Below are 20,627 nucleotides of genomic sequence, written 5' to 3'. Positions count from 1 at the left end.
GGGCTTGTCTGGTAGGAAAGTTATGAATCGAGGGGCGTGGTCCGCGTCCCGCCAGGGAGCTCTTCCCTGCCGTAGCTCTCAGGTATTACGGGTATGACGCGTCCGCCGCACGGCACTTGAGCCATGACCGGGCTACCACGCCAACTGAGCGATCTCCTCCGCCACCACCGCGCACGCGTCCGCCAGCGGGTCGATCAGCGCGAAGTGGCCGACGTCCTCCAGCAGTGTCAGGCCGACGACCTCGCCCGCCTTCGCCGCCGCGTCCGCGTACGACTCGGCGACCGCCTGCGGCACATCGAGGTCCAGCCGCCCCTGGACGAGCGTCGTCGCGATACCGGTCGGAAGGAGCAGCGCGGGATCCGCGTACGGCATCCGCGCGGCGAACTCCCCTTCCCCTCCCAGCAGTTGGGCGGCAGCGCCCCCGCACACGTCCAGCTTCTCCGCCACCGCGAAGTCCGCTATCGGCGCGAGCGCGACAACTCCCCGCAGCTGCGGGGGGCGTTCGGTGCGCCAGGGCGCGTCCGCGGGCAGCAGATGGCGGGCCGCAGCCCACAGGGCCAGTTGGCCGCCGGCCGAGTGCCCGGTGACCACGATGCGGCGCGGATCGGCCTGCGGCAGGGCCTCCCGTACGAGTGCGGGCAGCGCGTCCAGCGCGGCGGCGACGTCGTCGAACGTGTCCGGCCAGCGCCCCGCCACCCCCGCGGAGTCCGGCCCCTCGGCGCCGCGCCGGTACTCCACGTTGGCCACGGCGAAGCCCCGCCGGGCCAGGAAGTCGGCGAAGGGTGTGACGTGCCGCCGGTCGTACGGGGCCCGCCACGCGCCCCCGTGCAGGACGACGACGAGCGGCGCCGCCACCGCGAGACCCGCGGCGTCGGCGGGCGCGGTGATACGCGGGGCGTAGAAGTCGATCACCTGGTCGGGGTGGTCGCCGTACGCGGCGGTGGCGTCGGGGTCGACCGGCGGATGGGAGAAGGCGGACTCCTCCTCTTCGGCGGCGCGGGCTGCGGCGACGTCGTCCGGCATGCTCCAACCTCTCAGCGACGAAAAAGACTTGGCGGACCAGGACCAGGTGGGTGTTCGGCCGTTGGCCGGGACGGTATCAGGCGGGTGACGTGCGGCGACACGCGCAGGTGACGCTCGGTGAGGGGTAAACGGTTCTGCTGTTTCGTTACGCTGTCCGAGTCAGTCGTTTACATCGTTTACGTCCGCCCAGGGAGCCCTTATGTCCGCCGAACCCGGCACCGTTCGTCCCGGAGGGCGTACCGCGCGGGTGCGGGCCGCGGTGCTGCGGGCCGCCGGGGACGTGCTCGCCGAGCACGGGTTCGACCGGCTCGACCTCGCCGATGTCGCGCGGCGGGCGGAGGTCGGGAAGACGACCGTGTACCGGCGGTGGGGGTCCGTCACCGGGCTGGTGGCCGATCTGCTCGACGACATGGCCGAGCAGTCGTCGCCGCGGGAGGAGACGGGGAGTCTGCTGGGGGATCTGCGGGCGAACGCGGCGTTGGTACAGCGGACGTTGGCCGATGCGCGGCAGGGAGCGTTGTTCCGGGCCGTGATCGCCGCGGCGGTGTGCGACGCGCGTACGGGGGAGGCGTTGCGGCGGTTCTACGCGGTGCGGGTGGGGGAGTGGGTGCCGTGTGTGGAACAGGCCGTGGAGCGCGGGGAGTTGGGGGTGGGGACGGATGCGGGGGCGGTGGTGCGCGCGGTCTCCGCTCCGCTGTACTACGCGTTGCTGACCACCGGGGTTGCGCCCGTCGCCGCGGATGGGGAGCGGGCTGCTCGGGCGGCGTATGCGGCGGCTGTGGCGGGGGTGTACGGGAGTGAGTGACCGTTGGCCGGTCCGGGGCCGGCGTGGGGCTGCGCCTGGGGGCGTTGGCGCAGCCCGGCGCCGGCGGGGTGCCGCTGCGCCCACCCGTGCCGCCCTGCGGCACGATTGCCCGCAGCTACGTGAGCAGTAGCTCTCCCAGGAGGCGTGCTGCCCGTTCCACGTCCGTGAAGCCGACGTACAGCGGGGTGAAGCCGAAGCGGAGGGTGTTGGGTGGGCGGAAGTCGCCCACGACTCCGTGGGCGATCAGCCGGCGCATCACCGTGGAAGCGTCGTCGCAGCGCAGCGCGATCTGGCTGCCCCGCTCCCCGTGCTCCAGAGGCGTCAGACAGGCGACACGGCCGTCCGGGACGTACGCGTCCACGCACTCCAGGAAGAAGTCCGTCAGGGCGAGGGACTTCGCGCGGACCGCGTGGATCGAGACGTCCTCCCAGACCTCCAGCGCCGCCTCCAGGGCGAGCAGGGAGAGGATGTCCGGGGTGCCGACGCGCCCACGTACCGCACCGGGGGCCGGCTCGTAGGCGGGGCGCATGCCGAAGGGCTCGGCGTGCGAGTTCCAGCCGGGCAGCGGTGAGTCGAAGACGTCCTGGAGGCTCCGGCGTACGTACAGGTAGGCCGGTGAACCCGGGCCGCCGTTCAGGTACTTGTACGTGCAGCCGACCGCCAGGTCGACCTCGTGCTCGTCGAGCCCGACCGGCAGCGCGCCCGCGCTGTGGCACAGGTCCCACACCGACACGGCCCCCGCGGCGCGCACCGCGGCGGTGAGGGCGGGCAGGTCGTGGAGGCGGCCGGTGCGGTAGTCGGCGTGGTTGAGCAGCACCGCGGCCGTACGGTCGCTCAGCGCGTCCGGGACCTCGGCCGGTTCCACCGGGCGCAGGGTGCGGCCGGTCATCCGTGCCGCGGACTCGGCCATGTACCCGTCGGTGGGAAAGGTCGTGGCGTCGACGAGGATCTCGTCCCGGCCGTCACCGGCGATCCGTACCGCCGCGACCACCGCCTTGAAGACGTTCACGCTCGTCGAGTCGCCGACGACGATCTGCCCGGCCGCCGCGCCGACCAGCGGGGCGATCCGGTCGCCGATCCGTTCCGGCGCGGTCCACCAGCCGCTCTCGTCCCAGGACCGGATACGCAGTTCGCCCCACTGCCGCGCGACGACGTCCGCCACGCGCGCGGGCACGTTCGCGGGGAGCGCGCCCAGGGAGTTGCCGTCGAGGTAGACGACGTCGTCGAGGACGAACTGCGCGCGCTTGCCGGCGAGCGGGTCACCGGCGTCCAGCTTCTCCGCCCTGCGCACGAGTTCAGACATAGGACCGGGCCGTCCACAGCTCGGGGAACACGTTCTTCCGGGCCCGCTTCTCCAGCCAGGCCACCCCGGCGGAGCCACCGGTGCCGGTCTTGGAGCCCATCGCGCGGCGGGTCGCGACCAGATGGTCGTTGCGCCAGCGCCACACCAGTTCGCCGACGTCGGTCAGCGCCTCGCCGAGGCGGGCGACCTCGTCGGTCGCGTCGCCCGCGTAGACGTCGGTCCAGGCGCGCTCGACCTCGTCGGAGGGCTCGTAGCGCTGGGACACGTCACGGGTGAGGACGGACTCCGGGACGGGGTGGCCGCGGCGGGCGAGCAGCCGCAGCACCTCGTCGTAGAGGCTGGGCTCGTGCAGCGCCTTCTCCAGCTCGGCGTGGACGCGGGGCGCGCCGCGGTGCGGGACGAGCATGGACGACGACTTGTCGCCGAGCAGGAACTCCATCCGGCGGTACATGGCCGACTGGAAGCCGGAGCCGTCGCCGAGGGCGCTGCGGTACGCGTTGAACTGCTGCGGGGTGAGCTGGCCGAGCGGCTTCCAGGAGGCGTTCAGCGCCTCCAGCTCCCGTACGGAACGCTTCAGCGCGTCGACGGCCGTCGGGACGTCGTCCTCGCGCAGGGCGCGCGCGGCGGTCTCCCACTCGTGGACGATCACGGTGAACCACAGCTCCATGACCTGGGTCGTGACCAGGAAGACCATCTCTCCGGGATCGTCGGAGAGGGTGTGCTGGAGGTGGGTGAGCACATCCGCCTTGACGTAGTCCTCGTACGGAGTGGTGCCCTGGAAGTCGAGATGCGGGGCCACGGGCTCGTGAGCCTCTGGGGACATCGCTGTCTCCTGAATATGTACTCCGGGTAGCGGTCCGCCCCTGCCGATGCCGGCACGGGGGCCCCGGTCCCCACCCGCATCCTCCGCAACCTCCGGGGACATCGCAAGGCCCGCCCGGATCACGGACGGGCCCACGTCACAGGAAACCGCAGCTCAGCCCAGGGTCTGGGCCGCCGCGGGCGAGGAGTCCTTCAGGAACTGCGAGCAGCGCTCGTACTCGTCCTGCTCGCCGATCGCCTGCGCGGCACGCGCGAGGGCGTGCAGGGCGCGCAGGAAGCCGCGGTTCGGCTCGTGCTCCCACGGGACCGGGCCGTGGCCCTTCCAGCCGTTGCGGCGCAGGGCGTCGAGACCGCGGTGGTAGCCGGTACGGGCGTAGGCGTACGACTCCACGGCGCTGCCCCGCTCGAAGGCGTCGTCGGCCAGGACGGCCCAGGCCAGCGAGGACTTCGGGTACTTCGCGGCGACCTCGGCGGCCGGGGAGCCGCCGGCGAGCAGCTCACGCGGCTCGGGGTCGTCGGGGAGGTGGGTCGGGGGCGGTCCCCCGAGGAGGTTCTCGTGAATCGTCATGGGGTCCAGTCTCGTACATCCGACCGCGGTCCGAACGACCCCCGCCACCCCGGACCCGCACCCGCCACGCCGCCTCTACGCGGACCCGCGCCCCCTCCACCCGGATCCGCACCCGCCGCGCCGCCACCACCCCCGGCCCGCGCCCGCGGCGCCACCCCATCGAGACCCTCCGCCCCGCCGCGCCGCATCCCCTCGACCCCGGACCCGGACCCGCACCCGCACCCGCACCCGCCACGCCACGCCACCGAAGCTTTCCGCCCCCGCCATGCCCTCTCCACGCGGACCCGCGCCCGCCGCGCCGCCGAAACCCTCCGCCCCCGCCGCGCCCCGCCCTACGTGTTCCCCGACCACTTCCGTGAGTCCCGCGACGGCCGCGAGGGCTCCGCTCCCGGGGCCTTCCCCAGGTCCCGCCCCGAGCCACCCTTCCTCAAATCCGCCCCCGGCCCCTTCCCCGACCGCTCCCCCAATCCCTTTCCCGTCCGCTCCCCCGGGCCCTTTCCCGTCCGCTCCCCCGGCCCCTTCCCCGGCCGCTCCCTCGACGTCGGCACTCCGCCCGGCGCCAAATCCGGCTGGGCCTGGACCGGCGGACGCTCTCGTAGCGTCGCGAACGCGATGGCCGCGCCCGTGACCAGCGACCCGGCGCACACCGCCATCGCCCGCGAGAACGCGCTGTCGAAGGCGGCCGGGGACCGGTACGCGTCCCCGCCCATCCCGGACAGCAGCGGTAACGCGGCGACCGCGATCAGCCCGGCCGCGCGGGCCGCCGCGTTGTTGACACCGCTGGCCAGCCCGGCCCGCGCGGTGTCCACCGACGCCAGCACGGTCGCGGTCAGCGGCGCGACCAGCGTGACCATGCCCAGCCCCAGCAACAGCAGCGCGGGCAGTACGTCCGTCACGTACGACGCGCCCGGCCCGACCCGCACGATCAGCAGCATGCCCGCCGCGCACAGCAGGGGCCCGACGGTCAGCGGGATCCGGGGGCCGATACGGCCGGCGATCTCGCCCGAGCGGGCGGAGAACAGCAGCATCATGAGCGTGGTCGGCAGCAGGGCCGTACCGGCGCCGAGCGCGGAGTACCCGGCCACGACCTGCAAGTGCAGCACGGTCAGGAAGAAGAAGCCCGCGAGCGCCGCGTCCACGAACACCGTGACCAGGTTGGCGGCGGTGAACCGGCGCGACGCGAAGATGTCCAGCGGCATCATCGGATCCGGCCGCCGCCGCTCCACCAGCACAAACGCGACCCCGGCAGCGACCCCCGCGCCCGCGGCGCCGACCACCGCGTACGTCCCGGCGCGCGCCTCGATCAGCGCGAACGTCACCAGCGTCAGCGCCAGCGCGCCCAGCACGGCCCCGAGCACGTCGAAACGCCCGTGCGGCTCGGCACCCCCGCCCTGCGGCTCGACACCCCCGCCCCGCCCCTCCCGCCGGTCCGACTCCGGCACGTGCCGCAGCGCCACCGGCACACACAGCAGCGCCAGCGGGGCGTTCAGCAGGAACACCCAGCGCCAGCCGGGCCCGTCCACCAGCCAGCCGCCCAGGAACGGCCCGACGGCCGCGCCGATCCCCCCGAACCCCGCCCACAGCCCGACCGCCCGCCCTCGGTCGTCGGGATGGAACGAGGCCTGGATCAACGCCAGCGAGCCCGGCGTGAGCAGCGCGCCGCCGATGCCCTGGAGGGCCCGCGCGGCGATCAGGATCTCCGCGGTCGGAGCGAGCCCGCACAGCAGCGAGGCCAGCGCGAACCACACCACCCCCGCCACGAACACCTTGCGGCGCCCGTAGCGGTCCCCGAGGCAGCCGCCGAGCAGCATCAGCCCGGCGAGCGTGAGCATGTACGCGGTGACGGTCCACTGGAGCGCCGCGAGACCGGTGTTCAGATCCTCACCGATACGCGGCAGGGCGACGTTGACGACGGTCGCGTCCAGCATGGCCATGCCGGAGCCGAGAACGGTGGTGCACAGAAGCCACTTGCCCTGTGGGGAGGCCATCCGGACGTCTGCCATGAACACAGCAAACAGCGAGCCCGGCACGGAATGCCGGGCTCGCCCGAATATGCAGGTGAACGGGTGGGACTACTTGATCTCGCCCTGCGACTACTCCAGCCGCCCCGACGACTTCGCCCCCGGTTCCAGCGGCGGAGCCGTCACGCTGCCGTGCGTCAGGCACTCCGGGCGGCGGCAGTCCGGCGGAGGGCGCCGTACGGTCGCGAAGGCCACCACCGAGCCGACGACCAGGATCCCGGCGCAGACCAGCATGGCCCGGCCGAAGGCCTGGTCGAGGGCGTCCGGCGAGCGGTAGGCGTCCTCGCTCATACCGACGACCAGCGGCAGCGCGGCGACCGCGATGAGACCCGCCGCACGCGCGGCCGCGTTGTTGATACCGCTCGCCAGTCCCGCCCGCGCGGCGTCCACGGAGGCGAGCACTGTGGCGGTGAGCGGCGCGACGAGCGTGACCATGCCGAGGCCGAGGACCAGCAGGGCGGGCAGTACGTCGGTCAGGTACGAGGCGTCCGGGCCGACCCGCAGCATCAGCAGCAGCCCGGCGGCACAGAACAGCGGGCCGACGGTGAGCGGGATCCGGGGGCCGATACGGGCGCCGAGTTCGCCGGAGCGGGCGGAGAACAGCAGCATGAGGATCGTCGTCGGCAGCAGGGCCGTACCGGCGCCGAGGGCCGAGTAGCCGGCCACGACCTGGAGCTGGAGGACGGCAAGGAAGAAGAACCCGCTGAAGGCGGCGTAGACGCAGAGCGTGACCAGGTTGATGGCGGTGAACTGGCGGGACGCGAAGATCTTGGGGGGCATCATCGGGTCCGGTCGCCGCCGCTCCACCAGCACGAACGCGATGCCCGCGGCCACCCCCGCGACGGCCGTGACGACGACCGCGAGAGTGCCGGTGCGGGCCTCGATCAGGGCGTAGGTCACGAGGGCGAGGGACAGGGCGCCGAGGAAGGCGCCGAGGACGTCGAAGCGCCCGTGGGACCGGCCGTCGGCCGACTCGGGCACATGCCTCAGCGCGATCGGCACACACGCGAGGGCCAGCGGCACGTTCAGCAGGAAGACCCAGCGCCAGCCGGGCCCGTCCACCAGCCAGCCGCCCAGGAACGGACCGACGGCCGCGCCGATACCGCCGAACCCGGACCACAGGCCGACCGCCCGGCCCCGGTCGTCGGGATGGAAGGACGCCTGGATCAGCGCGAGCGAACCCGGGGTGAGCAGGGCGCCGCCGATGCCCTGGAGGGCACGCGCGGCGATCAGCACCTCCGCGCTCGGGGCGAGTCCGCACAGCAGCGAGGCGATCGCGAACCACACCACGCCGATGACGAAGACCTTCCGGCGGCCGTAGTGGTCGCCGAGGGAGCCGCCGAGCAGGATCAGCCCGGCGAGCGTGAGCATGTAGGCGTTGACGGTCCACTGGAGCGCCGCGAGATCGGTGTCCAGGTCCTCGCCGATACGCGGCAGGGCGACGTTGACGACGGTCGAGTCCAGCATCGCCATGCTGGATCCCATGACCGTGGTGAGCAGGATCCACTTGCCCTGCGGTGAGGCGACGCGGACGTCAGGCATGCCCCAGGTATACAACGAGCCCGGCGCGTGGGCGCCGGGCTCGCTGAAACCGTACTTACTTGATCTTGTTGCCCGCCGAACGCAGGTGGCCGCAGGCCTCGAGGACCCGCGCGGCCATGCCGGCCTCGGCCAGCTTGCCCCAGGTCCGCGGGTCGTAGGTCTTCTTCGAGCCGACCTCGCCGTCGACCTTCAGGACACCGTCGTAGTTCTTCAGCACGTGGTCGGCGACGGGGCGCGTGAAGGCGTACTGCGTGTCCGTGTCGATGTTCATCTTGACGACGCCGTTCTCCAGCGCGGTCCGGATCTCCTCCTCGGAGGAGCCGGAGCCGCCGTGGAAGACGAAGTCGAAGACCTTGGCGTCGGCGGCGCGACCGTACTTGGCGGCGACGCCCTCGTTCAGCTCCTTGAGGAGCTCGGGGCGGAGCACCACGTTGCCCGGCTTGTACACACCGTGGACGTTGCCGAAGGACGCGGCCAGCAGGTAGCGGCCCTTCTCGCCCAGGCCGAGCGCCTCGGCCGTACGGATCGCGTCGTCGACCGTGGTGTACAGCGAGTCGTTGATCTCGTGCGAGACACCGTCCTCCTCGCCGCCGGTCGGGGTGATCTCGACCTCGAGGATGATCTTCGCGGCGACGGCACGGGCCAGCAGCTCCTGGCCGATGGCCAGGTTGTCGGCGAGGGTCTCGGCGGAGCCGTCCCACATGTGCGACTGGAACAGCGGGTTCTCGCCGCGGGCGACGCGCTCCTCGGAGACCGCGATCAGCGGACGTACGTACCCGTCGAGCTTGTCCTTGGGACAGTGGTCGGTGTGCAGGGCGACCGTGACGTCGTACTTCGCGGCGACGATGTGCGCGAACTCGGCCAGGGCCACGGCACCGACGACCATGTCCTTGTTGTGCTGGCCGCCGAGGAACTCGGCGCCGCCGGTAGAGATCTGGATGATGCCGTCGCTCTCGGCCTCCGCGAAGCCGCGCAGCGCAGCGTGCAGGGTCTGGGACGAGGTCACGTTGATGGCCGGGTAGGCGAACTTGCCTGCCTTCGCCCGGTCGAGCATCTCGTTGTAGACCTCGGGGGTTGCGATGGGCATCTGTCCGCTCCTTGTATGTGCGGGTGGGCGTGCTGCGTGCTGACGGCCCTGACCTAGACCTTGGGGTGCTGTGACGTCATCGTCGGGCCCATCCTTCCAGACGAACCGCGATGCTCCGAGTGCCGTCCGCGCCCGGCCCTCAGTCCAGACCGAGCTCGTCCTTGGAGTACGCGAAGAGGTACGGCACACCCGCACCCTGCTGGATCTTCTCGGCGGCGCCGGTGGCCCGGTCGACGATGGTCGCGACGGCCACGACCTCGGCGCCGGCCGCGCGCACGGCCTCGACGGCCTCGAGCGGCGAGCCGCCGGTGGTGGAGGTGTCCTCGACGACGAGCACCCGCCGGCCCGCGATGTCCGGCCCCTCCACCCGCCGTTGCAGACCGTGCGCCTTGGCGGCCTTGCGGACGACGAAGGAGTCCAGCGTGCGGCCCCGGGCGGCGGCGGCGTGCAGCATCGCCGTACCCACCGGGTCGGCGCCCATGGTGAGGCCGCCGACGGCGTCGAAGTCCAGCTCGGCGGTGAGGTCGAGCAGCACCTGGCCGACCAGCGGGGCGGCGGTCCCGTCGAGGGTGACGCGGCGCAGGTCCACGTAGTAGTCGGCCTCAAGACCCGAGGAGAGGGTCACCCTGCCGTGCACCACGGCCTTGTCCTTGATCTGTTGCAGCAGCTCGCCGCGCACGTCCGTCGTCATGCCGCCCAGCTTAGAGCCGCCGCCACCGCCAGGTCGTGGTGGCCTCCAGCGGCTCCAGCGGGGTGACCAGGCGCGGGGCGGTGTTCAGACCATTGGGCGGACCGGTCTGCGGTTCGACGCATACGGCGGCCTCCTGCTCGTCGTAGACGACGACCCACTGCTCGGGGCTGGTCACCTTCAGCTCCAGCCGCTCCGGCCAGGTGACGGTGACGTCGACTCCGTCGGGCATGCCGAAGCAGTCGTCCCAGGGGCCGGGCTTGGGGTCGAGCCGGTTGCCGGTCGGCAGATGGTCGTCGCCGCGCTCCTCCTGCCAGGCGGCGGCGAAGTCGAGGACCGCGTCGGCGCCCTCGACGCTCCGGTTGAACCACGGGTGCCAGCCGATCTGCGCCGGGAACGAGTCCGCGTACGTCTCGACGGCCATCGTGAGCGTGAGCGAGTCCGGCGTGAGGGCGAACACCTGCGTGACCCGGCCGGGGTGGGGCCAGGGCTCGACGAGGTCGTACGTGATCACCGCCTCGTCCTCGGTGACGCGGGCGGTGCGCCAGGCGCCGTCGCGGGCGGTGCCGTGGATGGCGTGGGGCGGGGAGTTGAGCGGCATCTGGTGGACGGTGGCGCCGTCGCGGAAGCGGCCGTCCCTGATGCGGCCGCACCAGGGAACCATCGGGAAGCAGCCGTAGCGGGGGCCCTGGCGGAGGAGTTCCGTGCCGGCGAGCGTGACGCTCGCCAGCCGGCCGCCGTTGCCGGCATCGACGGTCGCCCGGGCATCACCCGCGGCCAGAATGATGTGGTCATTACTCACCCCACCGAGCCTACGGGGTGATCACAGGGCTGAGTGGGGGACGTTGCCCAACCCGGCGCCAACGGGGCACCACCGCGCCCGGCCCCTGCTTGTAAGGGGCGCGGGGAACTGCGCAACAAACCCCCACCAGCCCGCAGCCGAACAACGACCTTTCCAGGGGCGCGGGGAACTGCGCGACAAACCCCCACCGGCCCGCAGCCGAACAACGACCTTTCCAGGGGCGCGGGGAACTGCGCGACAAACCCCCACCGACCCGCGGACGGATGGCGACCTGACCGCCCCGGAGGGGTCAGCGGCGCTTTCGGAGGGCCCGCGTCACCACAATCGCCGAGGCCAGCGCCAGCGCAGCGGCAGGCGCGGCCCACCGCAACGTCGTACTGGGAGTGATCGTCTGCGGCGCAGGCACCGGCGCATACCGCCCCCGAGGCGGCGCATGATCCACCTCCTCCGCACTACGCCCGATCATCGTCCGCCGAGCATGCGCAGCCTCCGCGGCAGGCGGCTCCGTCGGATCCTTGGCCTCCACAACGGCCACCTCCTCCGGAACCGGGTCCGGAGCCGAAGCCGGACTCGGACCCGGATCAGCCACCGGCGACGGAGGCGCGACCTCGGCCTCCCCCAACCGCTCCCCCACCCGCACCAGCAACCGCCCGAACGCCCCCCGCACCGCGTCCCCCGAAAGCTCCGTGATCCGCCCGTCCACCGCCCCCGTACCGTCGAGGACCAGCGTCGTACCGCCGTCGGCGTCCCGCAGCGTGAGGGTGAGCGCCAGCTTGGCCGAACCGGCGCCGCGCGCCTCGGCGGCGTCGGCCTCGACGCCGTACGACCCGTCGTCCCGGCCGGTCAGCCGCACCGTGCCCCGGTACGTGATGCTCGTGCCGCCGACCCGGACTTTCAGACGTCCGGCGATCGGTTCGGCACCGGCCTCCTGCTGGAGACCGGGCACGGCACGCGCCACCCGCGCGGGGTCGGCGAGCGCCTCCCTGAGCCGCTCGGCGGGAACCGGAACGAACACCTCGAACTCCATGTCTGTCGAGCCTACCCAGCCACAGCGGGAACGCACCCGCACGTCAGGGGATTCGCACAGGATCAGCCCTTCCCCCCTCCAGGACCCTCCCCGGACCCTTCCCGGACCCTTCCCGGACCCTGCCCGGACCCTTCCCGGACCCTCCCCGGACCCTCCCCGGACCCTCCCCGGACCCGCTCCGAACCCTTCCCGGCCCCCTTCAGTAGCGGGGATGCACCAGCGTCGACACCGGCAGCCCCCCGATCCGGCTCCGCTCAGCGGCGACCGCACCCGCCGCGAGGCCCGTGTCGGTGAGCGTCCGCGGCGGCGGCCCGTCACCGAGCCGCAGCGGCGGCCGGGCGCCGGACGCGGCCAGCACGAAGCCCCAGTCCCGCGGGGCCCGGGCGGAGCCCGGCGTGCGGTCGGGCCCGGCGGCGAAACCGGCCGCACGCCCACCCACCCGATAGGGGGACGTACGCAGCCCCGCCGCCCGCATCGTCGTGTCCACCGTCCAGAACCCGCGCGCCCGGGACGCCACCGGCCCCGCGTGCACCACGAGCCGGCCGTCGTGGGCGAGGGCGGCGCGGGCGAGACCGTAGAACTCCTGCGAGTACAGCTTGGTGCTGGCCGTGATGCCCGGGTCCGGCAGATCGGAGATCACCACGTCGTACGAGCCCGTCGGCACCTCGCGCAGCCGGCCGAAGGCGTCGGCGATGGCGACATGGACCCGGGGGTCGCCGTGGACATGGCCGTTGAGGGCGGAGAGCGCGGGGTCGTTGCGGGCGAGCCGGACGACCTCGGGGTCGAGTTCAACGATGTCGACGCGCTCGACGCCCGGGTGGCGCAGCACTTCGCGGGCGGCGAGGCCGTCGCCGCCGCCGAGGATCAGCACGCGCGCGTGCGGGCCGGTCATCGCCGGGTGGACCAGCGCCTCGTGGTAGCGCCGTTCGTCGCTGCCGCTGACCCGCAGCCGGCCGTCGAGGAAGAGGGAGAGCGGTCTGCCGTCCGTGCCGCCGGTGAGGACGACCTCCTGGACACCGGTCTGCACCGCGACCCGTACGTCCCTGCCGTACACGGCCTGCCGCGCGGCGCGTTCGAAGTCGTCGACGAGGGCTGCGGCGGAGGCGAGCAGGCCGAGCGCGGTGAGGTTGGCGACGAGCAGCAGCCAGCGGGTGCGGCGGGTCAGTTCGCGGCCGAACAGGCCGAGGACGAGCGCCCCGCCGGCGACGACGTTGACCGTGCCGGTGAGCAGCGCGCCGGTGAGCTGGCCCAGGAACGGCAGCAGCAGGAAGGGGAAGGCGAGGCCGCCGACGAGCGCGCCGACGTAGTCCGCGGCGAACAGGTCGGCGACCGCGCCGCCCGGGTCCTGGCGGCGGATCCGCTGGATCAGCTCCATCAGCAGCGGCACTTCGGCGCCGATGAGCAGCCCGGTGGCCAGGGAGAACGCGACGAGCAGCAGGCGCGGACCGTGCGCCCACAGCCCGCCCCAGTCGCCGGTCCACGCGAACACCGCGTACAACGCCATCGCGCTGCATCCACCGACGAGCGCCAGCATCACCTCCACCATGGCGAATCCGGCGGCGCCGAGCCTGCGCAGCCGCTTCGCCGCGAGGGAGCCGATGCCCATCGCGAACACCATGACGGACAGCACGATGGAGGCCTGGGTGACCGAGTCGCCGATCAAGTAGGAGGCAAGGGCGACGAGTTCGAGTTCGTAGACCAGTCCGCAGGCGGCGCAGACGAAGACGCAGACCAGGACGAGGAACCTGCCGGTGCCGGGGCGGACGGGCAGCCGCACGGTGCTGCCGGGACCGTCGGAAGGGCCCCAGGGCGGCGGGGTTCCGGGCGGTGCCGGGGCGTGCGGGTCGATCACGACTGCGACGTTACGTCACCGGTGCGGTGCGTTTTGTCACCCACACGTGTGGAACTCGGCGTTCCCGGCGTGCCGGTGGTTTCAGTTGCCGTTGCCGGGAGTTGCACCCCCGGGCGCCCGCTTCGGCCTGAACGGCCTCGTCCTCAAACGCCGGACAGGCTGGATCTGCGGCCCCGTGTCGTCGATGTGCCGACCCTCGTCCTCGTCGCCACCAACTGGCCGTCCTGCGGATAGGCGTGCCACGTGCGCCAGTGCACCTGGCCCTCGTGGCGCTGGGCGAGGAGGGCCGTGAAGGCGTGCGGGCTGCCGGGGAAGACGCCGGCCAGGCCGTTGGGGTGGTCGGAGACGAGGGCCAGCAGTTCCTGGGCGCGGCCGGCGAAGGAGCCCGGGGAGAGGGCCTCCACGCGGGCCGCGAACTCGTACTCCCAGTCGCCGACCCGCTTGGCCACGCCGAGGGGCAGCGGGGTGCTGCTGCCCGGGATGCACGCGACCGTCTCCGAACAGCTGACCCGCTGCTGTTCCAGCAGGACCTGGTGGGACGCGCCGAGTAGTCGCAACTGGAGCTTCGCCCCGTCCAGTTCGAGATCGAGCGTGGCAAGGGCGGGCAGCGGCTCGCGCCCCAATGTCCAGGCGAGGTCGGCCGCGCGCGTGTCGGTGTAGGAGGTGTTCAGGGTCGTGAGCATGGATCGGCTCCGCTAGCACGCAAAGAAAGGCAGTGAAGAAAAGCAGTGGAAAGGCGGTGAAGAAAGGCGGTGTGGGTCCGGCGCACCCCGGTCGACACCGGGAGATCGGCCCGGTCAGCCCAGTCGGGAGAGGTGTCCGCAGGACGTCCGAGGGGCTGCGTTGGTGATTTAGAGGGAATCATGAACTGCGGTGGCCCCACAGCGTTTTTACCCAACTTCGTGGGGTTTCCATCCCTCAGAGGGCTCTACAGCTCAACTGTTCAACTACGGCGCACGCCGTGTCGCGGAGGCGTACGCCGGGTTGCTGTCCGCGTGTTCGGATGCCCCCCGCCCCGGACATGCCCGAGCGCCCGCCGGAAGTGGTTCCCGGCGGGCGCTCGGCGAAGGATGCGGTTCCCCCTTCAGAAGCTCAGCTGCCCCGTGTCAGCTGCCTCCACCGCATCCACCGCCGCCTCCGCCCCCGCACGAGGACGACGACGAACCGCCACCGCAGGAGTGACCGCCGCCGGAGTCGCCGGACGAGTCACCGCCGCCGCCCCACCAGCTGTTGCTGCTGTCGCTGCTTCCGCTGCCGTTGTTGTGGTCGCTGCTGTGGGACCGGTGGGGCCGCGTCCGGCGGCTTGCCCCCACGAGGGCCATCAGGAGCACCCCGCCAAAAATGATCAGTACGGTGATGCCGAGAGCCATGGCCATGACGTCACCCTCCTTAGGTTCCGCGCAGCTCCCCCGAAGCGGCCCCCCGTGGGCACCTCGCTCGCTGCGTGACCAGGGGATGCCCTGCCGTTCCACGGCCCAAAGCAGAGTTGAGGAACTCCAGAGCTTGGGCGCAGGATGACCGGCATGACGTCACCCGCGCGCACCGTCCTCAACAGCCGTCTCACCGAGTTCGGGACCACGATCTTCGCCGAGATGTCCGCGCTCGCCGTGCGGACCGGCGCGATCAACCTGGGCCAGGGTTTCCCGGACACTGACGGGCCCGAGGAGATCCGGGAGGCGGCCGTACGGGCGCTGCGGGACGGCCGCGGAAACCAGTACCCGCCCGGTCCGGGCGTCCCCGAGCTGCGCACGGCGATCGCCGAGCACCAGCAGCGCCGCTACGGGCTGTCGTACGACCCCGACACCGAGGTCCTGGTGACGGCGGGCGCCACGGAGGCGATCGCGGCGTCGATGCTGGCGCTGCTGGAGCCCGGCGACGAGGTGATCGCCCTTGAGCCGTACTACGACTCCTACGCGGCCTGTATCGCGATGGCGGGCGCGCGCCGGGTGCCGGTGACGCTGCGGCCGCACGAGACGCCGGAGGGGAACCGCTTCCGGCTGGACCTCGACGAGCTGCGGGACGCGGTCACCGACCGCACCCGGCTGCTGCTCGTCAACACCCCGCACAACCCGACCGGCACGGTCCTCACCCGCGAGGAGCTGGCGGCCGTCGCCGAGCTGGCGGTGGAGCGGGACCTGCTGGTGGTGACGGACGAGGTCTACGAGCATCTGGTGTTCGACGGCGCCGAACATCTGCCGCTCGCCACGTTCCCCGGGATGCGGGGGCGGACGGTGACCATCGGCTCGGCGGGCAAGACGTTCTCGTTCACCGGCTGGAAGGTCGGCTGGGTGACGGCGGCGCCGGAGCTGGTCACGGCGGTGCGTACGGCGAAGCAGTTCCTGACGTACGTGTCGGCGGGCCCGTTCCAGTACGCGGTCGCGGAGGCGCTGGCCCTCCCGGACTCCTACTTCACCGGGTTCCGCGCGGACATGCTGGCCAAGCGGGATCTGCTGGCCGCGGGGCTGGGCGACGCGGGCTTCACGGTGTTCCGGCCGGCCGGCACGTACTTCATCACCACGGACATCCGCCCCCTCGGCGAGAGCGACGGCTTCGCCTTCTGCCGCGCCCTGCCGGAGCGCGCGGGCGTGGTGGCCATCCCGAACGCCGTCTTCTACGACCACCGCGACGCCGGCGCCCCCTTCGTCCGCTTCGCGTTCTGCAAACGCACGGGCGTGCTGGAGGAGGCGGTACAGCGACTCAAGGGGCTCGCGGGTTAGCCGTACGCGCGCGTGACGTGCGAGAGCCCGGCCGGGGGACCGTACTGGTCCGCCCCGGCCGGGCTCTCGTACGTCGGGGCTGAGTGGCGCCTCGGCTACTCGGCGTCGTCGTCGGGCTTGTCCGCCTCGTTGACTTCCTGCTCCAGACCGAGCTGCTCGACGAGCCAGCGGTCGAACTCGATCGCCGCGCGCACCCAGCTGACCGTCGACGAGACGAAGAACTCCAGGTTGACCCCGGGGCCGATCAGCATCTGCGCCTCGCCGATGAGGCGGACGGTGCCGTCGTCGTGGGTGTGGCTGTACACCTTGGGCCACAGCGTGCGCCGGTTCCAGTCGTCGATCGACTCCAGCAGCTGGGGCTTCTCGTCGATCTGGTGCGGGCGGTCGTAGAACGTCCGCACCGAGAAGACCTGCTGGTCACCCTCGCCACGGAACATGAAGTACGTACGGAACTGCTCCCACGGCGCCGCGAGGTCTCCCTCCTCGTCGACGACGTACTTCAGCTCCATCTGGTCGAGGAGCTGCTTCACGAGGTCCTGATCCGGGACTACGGGGCCGGTCGGGCCCTGGGGCTGCCCCTGCGGCTGGCCCCCGAAGTTCGGAATCGAGGACGGGTCGATGGTCACCGTGAATTTCCCTTCGTACGGATTCCGCCATCCTCTCCCATGCGGGGAGGGGCGTGGCAACCCCGGCGGGGTCCGGGCTCGCGCCCGGTGGAGTGGGACGCGACACGGGCGGTGGCCCGCCCGTGTCTCTTCTCACTCACTCAGAGCGTCTTCCCCGTGGCCGGGCCCACGATCAGGCCGTCTCCGAAGGCGTCCACCCGGACCGTGTCGCCGTCCTTGACCTCGCCCGCGAGGATCTCCTTGGCGAGGCGGTCGCCGATGGCGGTCTGGACGAGGCGGCGCAGGGGGCGGGCGCCGTACGCCGGGTCGTTGCCCTCGTCGGCGAGCCAGGTGAGGGCCGCGGGGGTGACGTCCAGGGTGAGCCGGCGCTCGGCGAGGCGCTTGGCGAGCCGGCCGATCTGGAGGTGGGCGATCCGGGTCAGCTCGTCCTTGTTGAGCGCCGAGAAGACGACCAGGTCGTCGAGACGGTTGAGGAACTCCGGCTTGAACGACGTCCTGACCACCTCCAGGACCTGCTGCTTCTTCTCCTCCTCGCTGGTCAGCGGCTCGACCAGATACTGGCTGCCCAGGTTGGACGTGAGGATCAGGATCGTGTTGCGGAAGTCGACCGTGCGGCCCTGTCCGTCGGTGAGCCGGCCGTCGTCCAGCACCTGGAGCAGGATGTCGAAGACCTCCGGGTGCGCCTTCTCCACCTCGTCGAGGAGCACCACGCTGTACGGACGTCTGCGCACGGCCTCGGTGAGCTGGCCGCCCTCCTCGTAGCCCACGTAGCCGGGCGGGGCGCCGACCAGCCGGGCGACGCTGTGCTTCTCGCCGTACTCCGACATGTCGATGCGGATCATGGCCCGCTCGTCGTCGAAGAGGAAGTCCGCGAGCGCCTTGGCGAGTTCGGTCTTGCCGACGCCGGTGGGGCCCAGGAAGAGGAACGAGCCGGTGGGCCGGTCCGGGTCCGCGATACCCGCGCGGGAGCGCCGTACGGCGTCGGAGACCGCGCGTACGGCCTCGCTCTGCCCGATCAGCCGCTTGCCCAGCTCCTCCTCCATCCGCAGCAGCTTCTGCGTCTCGCCCTCCAGCAGCCGGCCGGCCGGGATGCCGGTCCAGGAGGCGACGACGTCGGCGATGTCGTCGGCGCCGACCTCCTCCTTGACCATGGTGTCCCTGGCGACCTCCTCCTCGGCCTCGGACGCCTCCTCCAGATCGCGCTCGACGGCCGGGATCTCGCCGTACAGCAGCTTGCTGGCGGAGTCGAAGTCGCCGTCGCGCTGGGCGCGTTCGGCCTGGCCGCGCAGTTCGTCGAGCTTCTCCTTCAGCTCGCCGACCCGGTTCAGGGACTGCTTCTCCTTCTCCCAGCGGGCGTTGAGGCCGCGCAGCTCCTCCTCCTTGTCGGCGAGGTCGCGGCGCAGCTTCTCCAGCCGCTCCTTGGAGGCCTGGTCGGTCTCCTTGCTGAGCGCCAGCTCCTCCATCTTCAACCGGTCGACGGAACGCTGGAGTTCGTCGATCTCGACGGGCGACGAGTCGATCTCCATCCGGAGCCGGGAGGCGGCCTCGTCGACCAGGTCGATGGCCTTGTCGGGAAGGAAGCGGGACGTGATGTAACGGTCCGAGAGGGTCGCGGCGGCGACGAGCGCGCTGTCGGCGATCTGGACCTTGTGGTGGGCCTCGTAGCGCCCCTTCAGGCCGCGCAGGATCGCGATGGAGTCCTCGACGGACGGCTCGGCGACCAGCACCTGCTGGAAGCGGCGCTCAAGGGCCGGGTCCTTCTCGATCCGCTCCCGGTACTCGTCGAGGGTCGTCGCGCCGACCATCCGCAGCTCACCGCGGGCGAGCATCGGCTTGAGCATGTTGCCGGCGTCCATGGCGGAGTCGCCGCCCGCGCCCGCGCCGACGACGGTGTGCAGTTCGTCGATGAACGTGATGATCCGGCCGTCGGACGCCTTGATCTCCGCGAGTACGGTCTTCAGCCGCTCCTCGAACTCACCGCGGTACTTGGCGCCGGCCACCATCGCGCCGAGGTCGAGCGCGACGAGCCGCTTGTCCTTGAGCGACTCGGGCACGTCCCCCTTGACGATCCGCTGGGCGAGCCCCTCGACGACGGCGGTCTTGCCGACGCCGGGCTCGCCGATCAGCACGGGGTTGTTCTTGGTCCGCCGGCTCAGCACCTGCACGACCCGGCGGATCTCCTGGTCCCGCCCGATGACCGGGTCGAGCTTGCCCTCGCGGGCGGCGGCCGTGAAGTCGGTGCCGAACTTCTCCAGGGCCTTGTACTGCCCCTCGGGGTCGGCGCTGGTGACCCGGCGTCCGCCGCGCGCCTTCTGGAAGGCGTCCAGCAGCTTCTTCGGGGTGGCGCCCTGCTGGGTGAGCACCTCGCCGGCCTGGCCGCCCTTGGCGGCGATGCCGATCAGCAGGTGCTCGGTGGAGAGGTACTCGTCCCCGAGTTCCTGGGCGCGGGACTGGGCGTCGGCGAGCGCCGCGAGCAGCTCGCGGTTCGGCTGCGGCGGTGCGACGGTGGACCCGGTCACGCTGGGCAGCGTGCCGACCGCCTTCTCGGCACCGGCCCGCACGGCCGCCTGATCGGCATCGACGCCGGCCAGCAGGTCGGTGATGTTCTCGTTGTCCTGCCCCTGGAGCAGAGCCAGCAGCAGATGCGCGGGGGTGAGGTCCGCGTGGCCCTCGGTCACGGCACGGTTACCGGCCGCCTTGATCGCGTCCCGGCTCCGGTTGGTCAGCTCGGCGTCCACGTTCGCAGTCTCCTCCTCGACGTCGTCGTACCACTCAGCGCCCACACTGCGCTGACTCGGCCAACGTACATAAAGTTGAGTCTATTCCACTCAAGGGGAGGCCGGGAGGGTTCCGGGCAGGGCGGCGCCGGTCGCCACGGAACCTGGTACGGGAGGGGAAGCGGCGCGTCTCGGGACGGCAGTCCAATGACGGGCCGATGAGGGACGCGGGGCGGCCTTTTCGGCCACTGTGAGATCGGGAGATACCCGGATTTTCTGCCCAAAAACTGCAGCGGCGTCACCGTGTTCAGGTCACGGTGACGCCGCTGCGGGGGGAAGCACCTGAGCGATCTGTTACGACGGGGGAATCGCGTCAGGCACTGCGGGGGGTGGCTGAGATCTGGCGCGGGGCGGTGGGGGCCGCCGGCTGCGCCAGTTGATGGTCTCGCTGGTCCAGATTGACAAAGATCATTCCGTACCTGATGGCACACCGCACGGGCTGCGGTGCACCGCGGGGCCGGCGCAGGCACCTGAATGCCCGCACGTCCCCGTCCTCGTCCCGGGTCACGACCACCGGCTCCCCGAAGACGGTCACCATCAACGAGTCACCACTGTGGGGGAGAGCGGTGACCAGATCGATGAAGTGCCATCCTGATCGGTAGGCCGTGGCCATTTCGCGTCGGAAGGAGCGATCGTCCGGTGGAGTGGTCATGCCGATCAGTCCCACTTACTGTCTGCGGCAGAGTTGGCTGCTTGGTCGCCGACTGTGGCTACGCTCACAGCCTCGGCCCCCACCGCACTGCGCGTGTCGCTCTTCTCACCGGAGAGGCCAGCCAGAGCGCCAAAGGCCACGACGGCGGAGAAGGCGGCAACAAGCACCGAGCGAAGCATTCTCTTACGCATAGTCGGCTTCGTCCTCACTTGAAGGTCCCCTCTTCCCCCGTCGGATAAGACGATGGCTCATTCAGGCACGTCATGGCCACACAATCGGTGCATCATGTTCCTGCACGTTCAGGACCCTGGGGGG

At 71.8% G+C, this 20,627-nt stretch carries 18 protein-coding genes; 2 read left to right on the top strand and 16 right to left on the bottom strand.

Features of this window, described 5'->3' with window-relative positions:
* Positions 1–132: 132 nt before the first annotated feature.
* Positions 133–1,023, bottom strand: coding sequence for an alpha/beta hydrolase (locus ACIQAC_RS10510; protein ID WP_402188938.1), 891 nt, complete (start codon positions 1,021–1,023; stop codon positions 133–135).
* Positions 1,024–1,222: 199 nt separating this feature from the next.
* Here ACIQAC_RS10510 and ACIQAC_RS10505 point away from each other — a divergent pair, with 199 nt between their 5' ends.
* Positions 1,223–1,828 carry a TetR/AcrR family transcriptional regulator gene (locus tag ACIQAC_RS10505; RefSeq protein WP_402188936.1) on the top strand — a complete coding sequence of 202 codons (606 nt, stop codon included), beginning with the start codon at positions 1,223–1,225 and terminating at the stop codon, positions 1,826–1,828.
* A 115-nt stretch (positions 1,829–1,943) separates the two neighbouring features.
* Here the strand turns inward: ACIQAC_RS10505 and kynU are convergent, their stop codons facing one another.
* From kynU to ACIQAC_RS10445, 12 genes are all read right to left on the bottom strand, one after another.
* The gene (gene kynU, locus ACIQAC_RS10500; protein ID WP_402188934.1) at positions 1,944–3,131 is read right to left on the bottom strand and encodes a kynureninase; all 1,188 of its coding nucleotides are present in this window, start codon (positions 3,129–3,131) and stop codon (positions 1,944–1,946) included.
* A complete protein-coding gene (locus tag ACIQAC_RS10495; protein WP_402188932.1) occupies positions 3,124–3,954 on the bottom strand; it encodes a tryptophan 2,3-dioxygenase family protein in 831 nt (276 codons plus the stop codon). Before ACIQAC_RS10495 ends, kynU begins: the two co-directional genes overlap by 8 nt.
* A 153-nt stretch (positions 3,955–4,107) precedes the next feature.
* Positions 4,108–4,521 (bottom strand): DUF3151 domain-containing protein, encoded by a 414-nt coding sequence (locus ACIQAC_RS10490; protein ID WP_402188931.1) that lies wholly within the window; start codon positions 4,519–4,521, stop codon positions 4,108–4,110.
* A 332-nt stretch (positions 4,522–4,853) separates the two neighbouring features.
* A complete protein-coding gene (locus ACIQAC_RS10485) occupies positions 4,854–6,524 on the bottom strand; it encodes an MFS transporter (protein WP_402188930.1) in 1,671 nt (556 codons plus the stop codon).
* A gap of 90 nt (positions 6,525–6,614) precedes the next feature.
* The gene (locus ACIQAC_RS10480; protein WP_402188929.1) at positions 6,615–8,084 is read right to left on the bottom strand and encodes an MFS transporter; all 1,470 of its coding nucleotides are present in this window, start codon (positions 8,082–8,084) and stop codon (positions 6,615–6,617) included.
* 55 nt (positions 8,085–8,139) lie between these two features.
* The gene (fbaA, locus tag ACIQAC_RS10475) at positions 8,140–9,171 is read right to left on the bottom strand and encodes a class II fructose-bisphosphate aldolase (RefSeq protein ID WP_402188928.1); all 1,032 of its coding nucleotides are present in this window, start codon (positions 9,169–9,171) and stop codon (positions 8,140–8,142) included.
* Between the two features lie 139 nt (positions 9,172–9,310).
* Complete coding sequence (pyrE, locus tag ACIQAC_RS10470) at positions 9,311–9,862, bottom strand: orotate phosphoribosyltransferase (protein WP_402188926.1); 552 nt, start codon at positions 9,860–9,862, stop codon at positions 9,311–9,313.
* Positions 9,863–9,872: 10 nt separating this feature from the next.
* Entirely contained in the window at positions 9,873–10,661 is a 789-nt protein-coding gene (locus tag ACIQAC_RS10465; RefSeq protein ID WP_402188924.1) for an aldose 1-epimerase, read from the bottom strand.
* Positions 10,662–10,950: 289 nt separating this feature from the next.
* Positions 10,951–11,688, bottom strand: a complete 738-nt coding sequence (locus tag ACIQAC_RS10460; RefSeq protein ID WP_402188922.1) for an SRPBCC domain-containing protein — start codon at positions 11,686–11,688, stop codon at positions 10,951–10,953.
* Between the two features lie 199 nt (positions 11,689–11,887).
* On the bottom strand, positions 11,888–13,540 hold the full coding sequence (locus ACIQAC_RS10455) for a polyamine aminopropyltransferase (RefSeq protein ID WP_402188920.1): 1,653 nt from the start codon (positions 13,538–13,540) through the stop codon (positions 11,888–11,890).
* Between the two features lie 143 nt (positions 13,541–13,683).
* On the bottom strand, positions 13,684–14,223 hold the full coding sequence (locus ACIQAC_RS10450) for a DUF2617 family protein (RefSeq protein WP_402188918.1): 540 nt from the start codon (positions 14,221–14,223) through the stop codon (positions 13,684–13,686).
* 423 nt (positions 14,224–14,646) lie between these two features.
* Entirely contained in the window at positions 14,647–14,916 is a 270-nt protein-coding gene (locus ACIQAC_RS10445) for a hypothetical protein (RefSeq protein ID WP_402188916.1), read from the bottom strand.
* Between the two features lie 138 nt (positions 14,917–15,054).
* Here ACIQAC_RS10445 and ACIQAC_RS10440 point away from each other — a divergent pair, with 138 nt between their 5' ends.
* The gene (locus ACIQAC_RS10440; RefSeq protein WP_402188914.1) at positions 15,055–16,257 is read left to right on the top strand and encodes a pyridoxal phosphate-dependent aminotransferase; all 1,203 of its coding nucleotides are present in this window, start codon (positions 15,055–15,057) and stop codon (positions 16,255–16,257) included.
* A 95-nt stretch (positions 16,258–16,352) separates the two neighbouring features.
* On the opposite strand, the gene ACIQAC_RS10435 is transcribed toward ACIQAC_RS10440, so the two are convergent.
* The 3 genes from ACIQAC_RS10435 to ACIQAC_RS10425 all read right to left on the bottom strand — a co-directional run bounded on the left by ACIQAC_RS10435 (position 16,353) and on the right by ACIQAC_RS10425 (position 20,312).
* Complete coding sequence (locus ACIQAC_RS10435; protein ID WP_402188913.1) at positions 16,353–16,883, bottom strand: YbjN domain-containing protein; 531 nt, start codon at positions 16,881–16,883, stop codon at positions 16,353–16,355.
* 140 nt (positions 16,884–17,023) lie between these two features.
* On the bottom strand, positions 17,024–19,621 hold the full coding sequence (clpB, locus tag ACIQAC_RS10430) for an ATP-dependent chaperone ClpB (protein WP_402189305.1): 2,598 nt from the start codon (positions 19,619–19,621) through the stop codon (positions 17,024–17,026).
* A gap of 352 nt (positions 19,622–19,973) precedes the next feature.
* Positions 19,974–20,312, bottom strand: a complete 339-nt coding sequence (locus ACIQAC_RS10425) for a hypothetical protein (protein WP_402188911.1) — start codon at positions 20,310–20,312, stop codon at positions 19,974–19,976.
* Positions 20,313–20,627 lie beyond the last annotated feature (315 nt).

The organism is Streptomyces sp. NPDC088387 (assembly GCF_044753385.1).
GTDB lineage: Bacteria > Actinomycetota > Actinomycetes > Streptomycetales > Streptomycetaceae > Streptomyces.
This window is presented reverse-complemented; position numbering and strand designations above follow the sequence as displayed.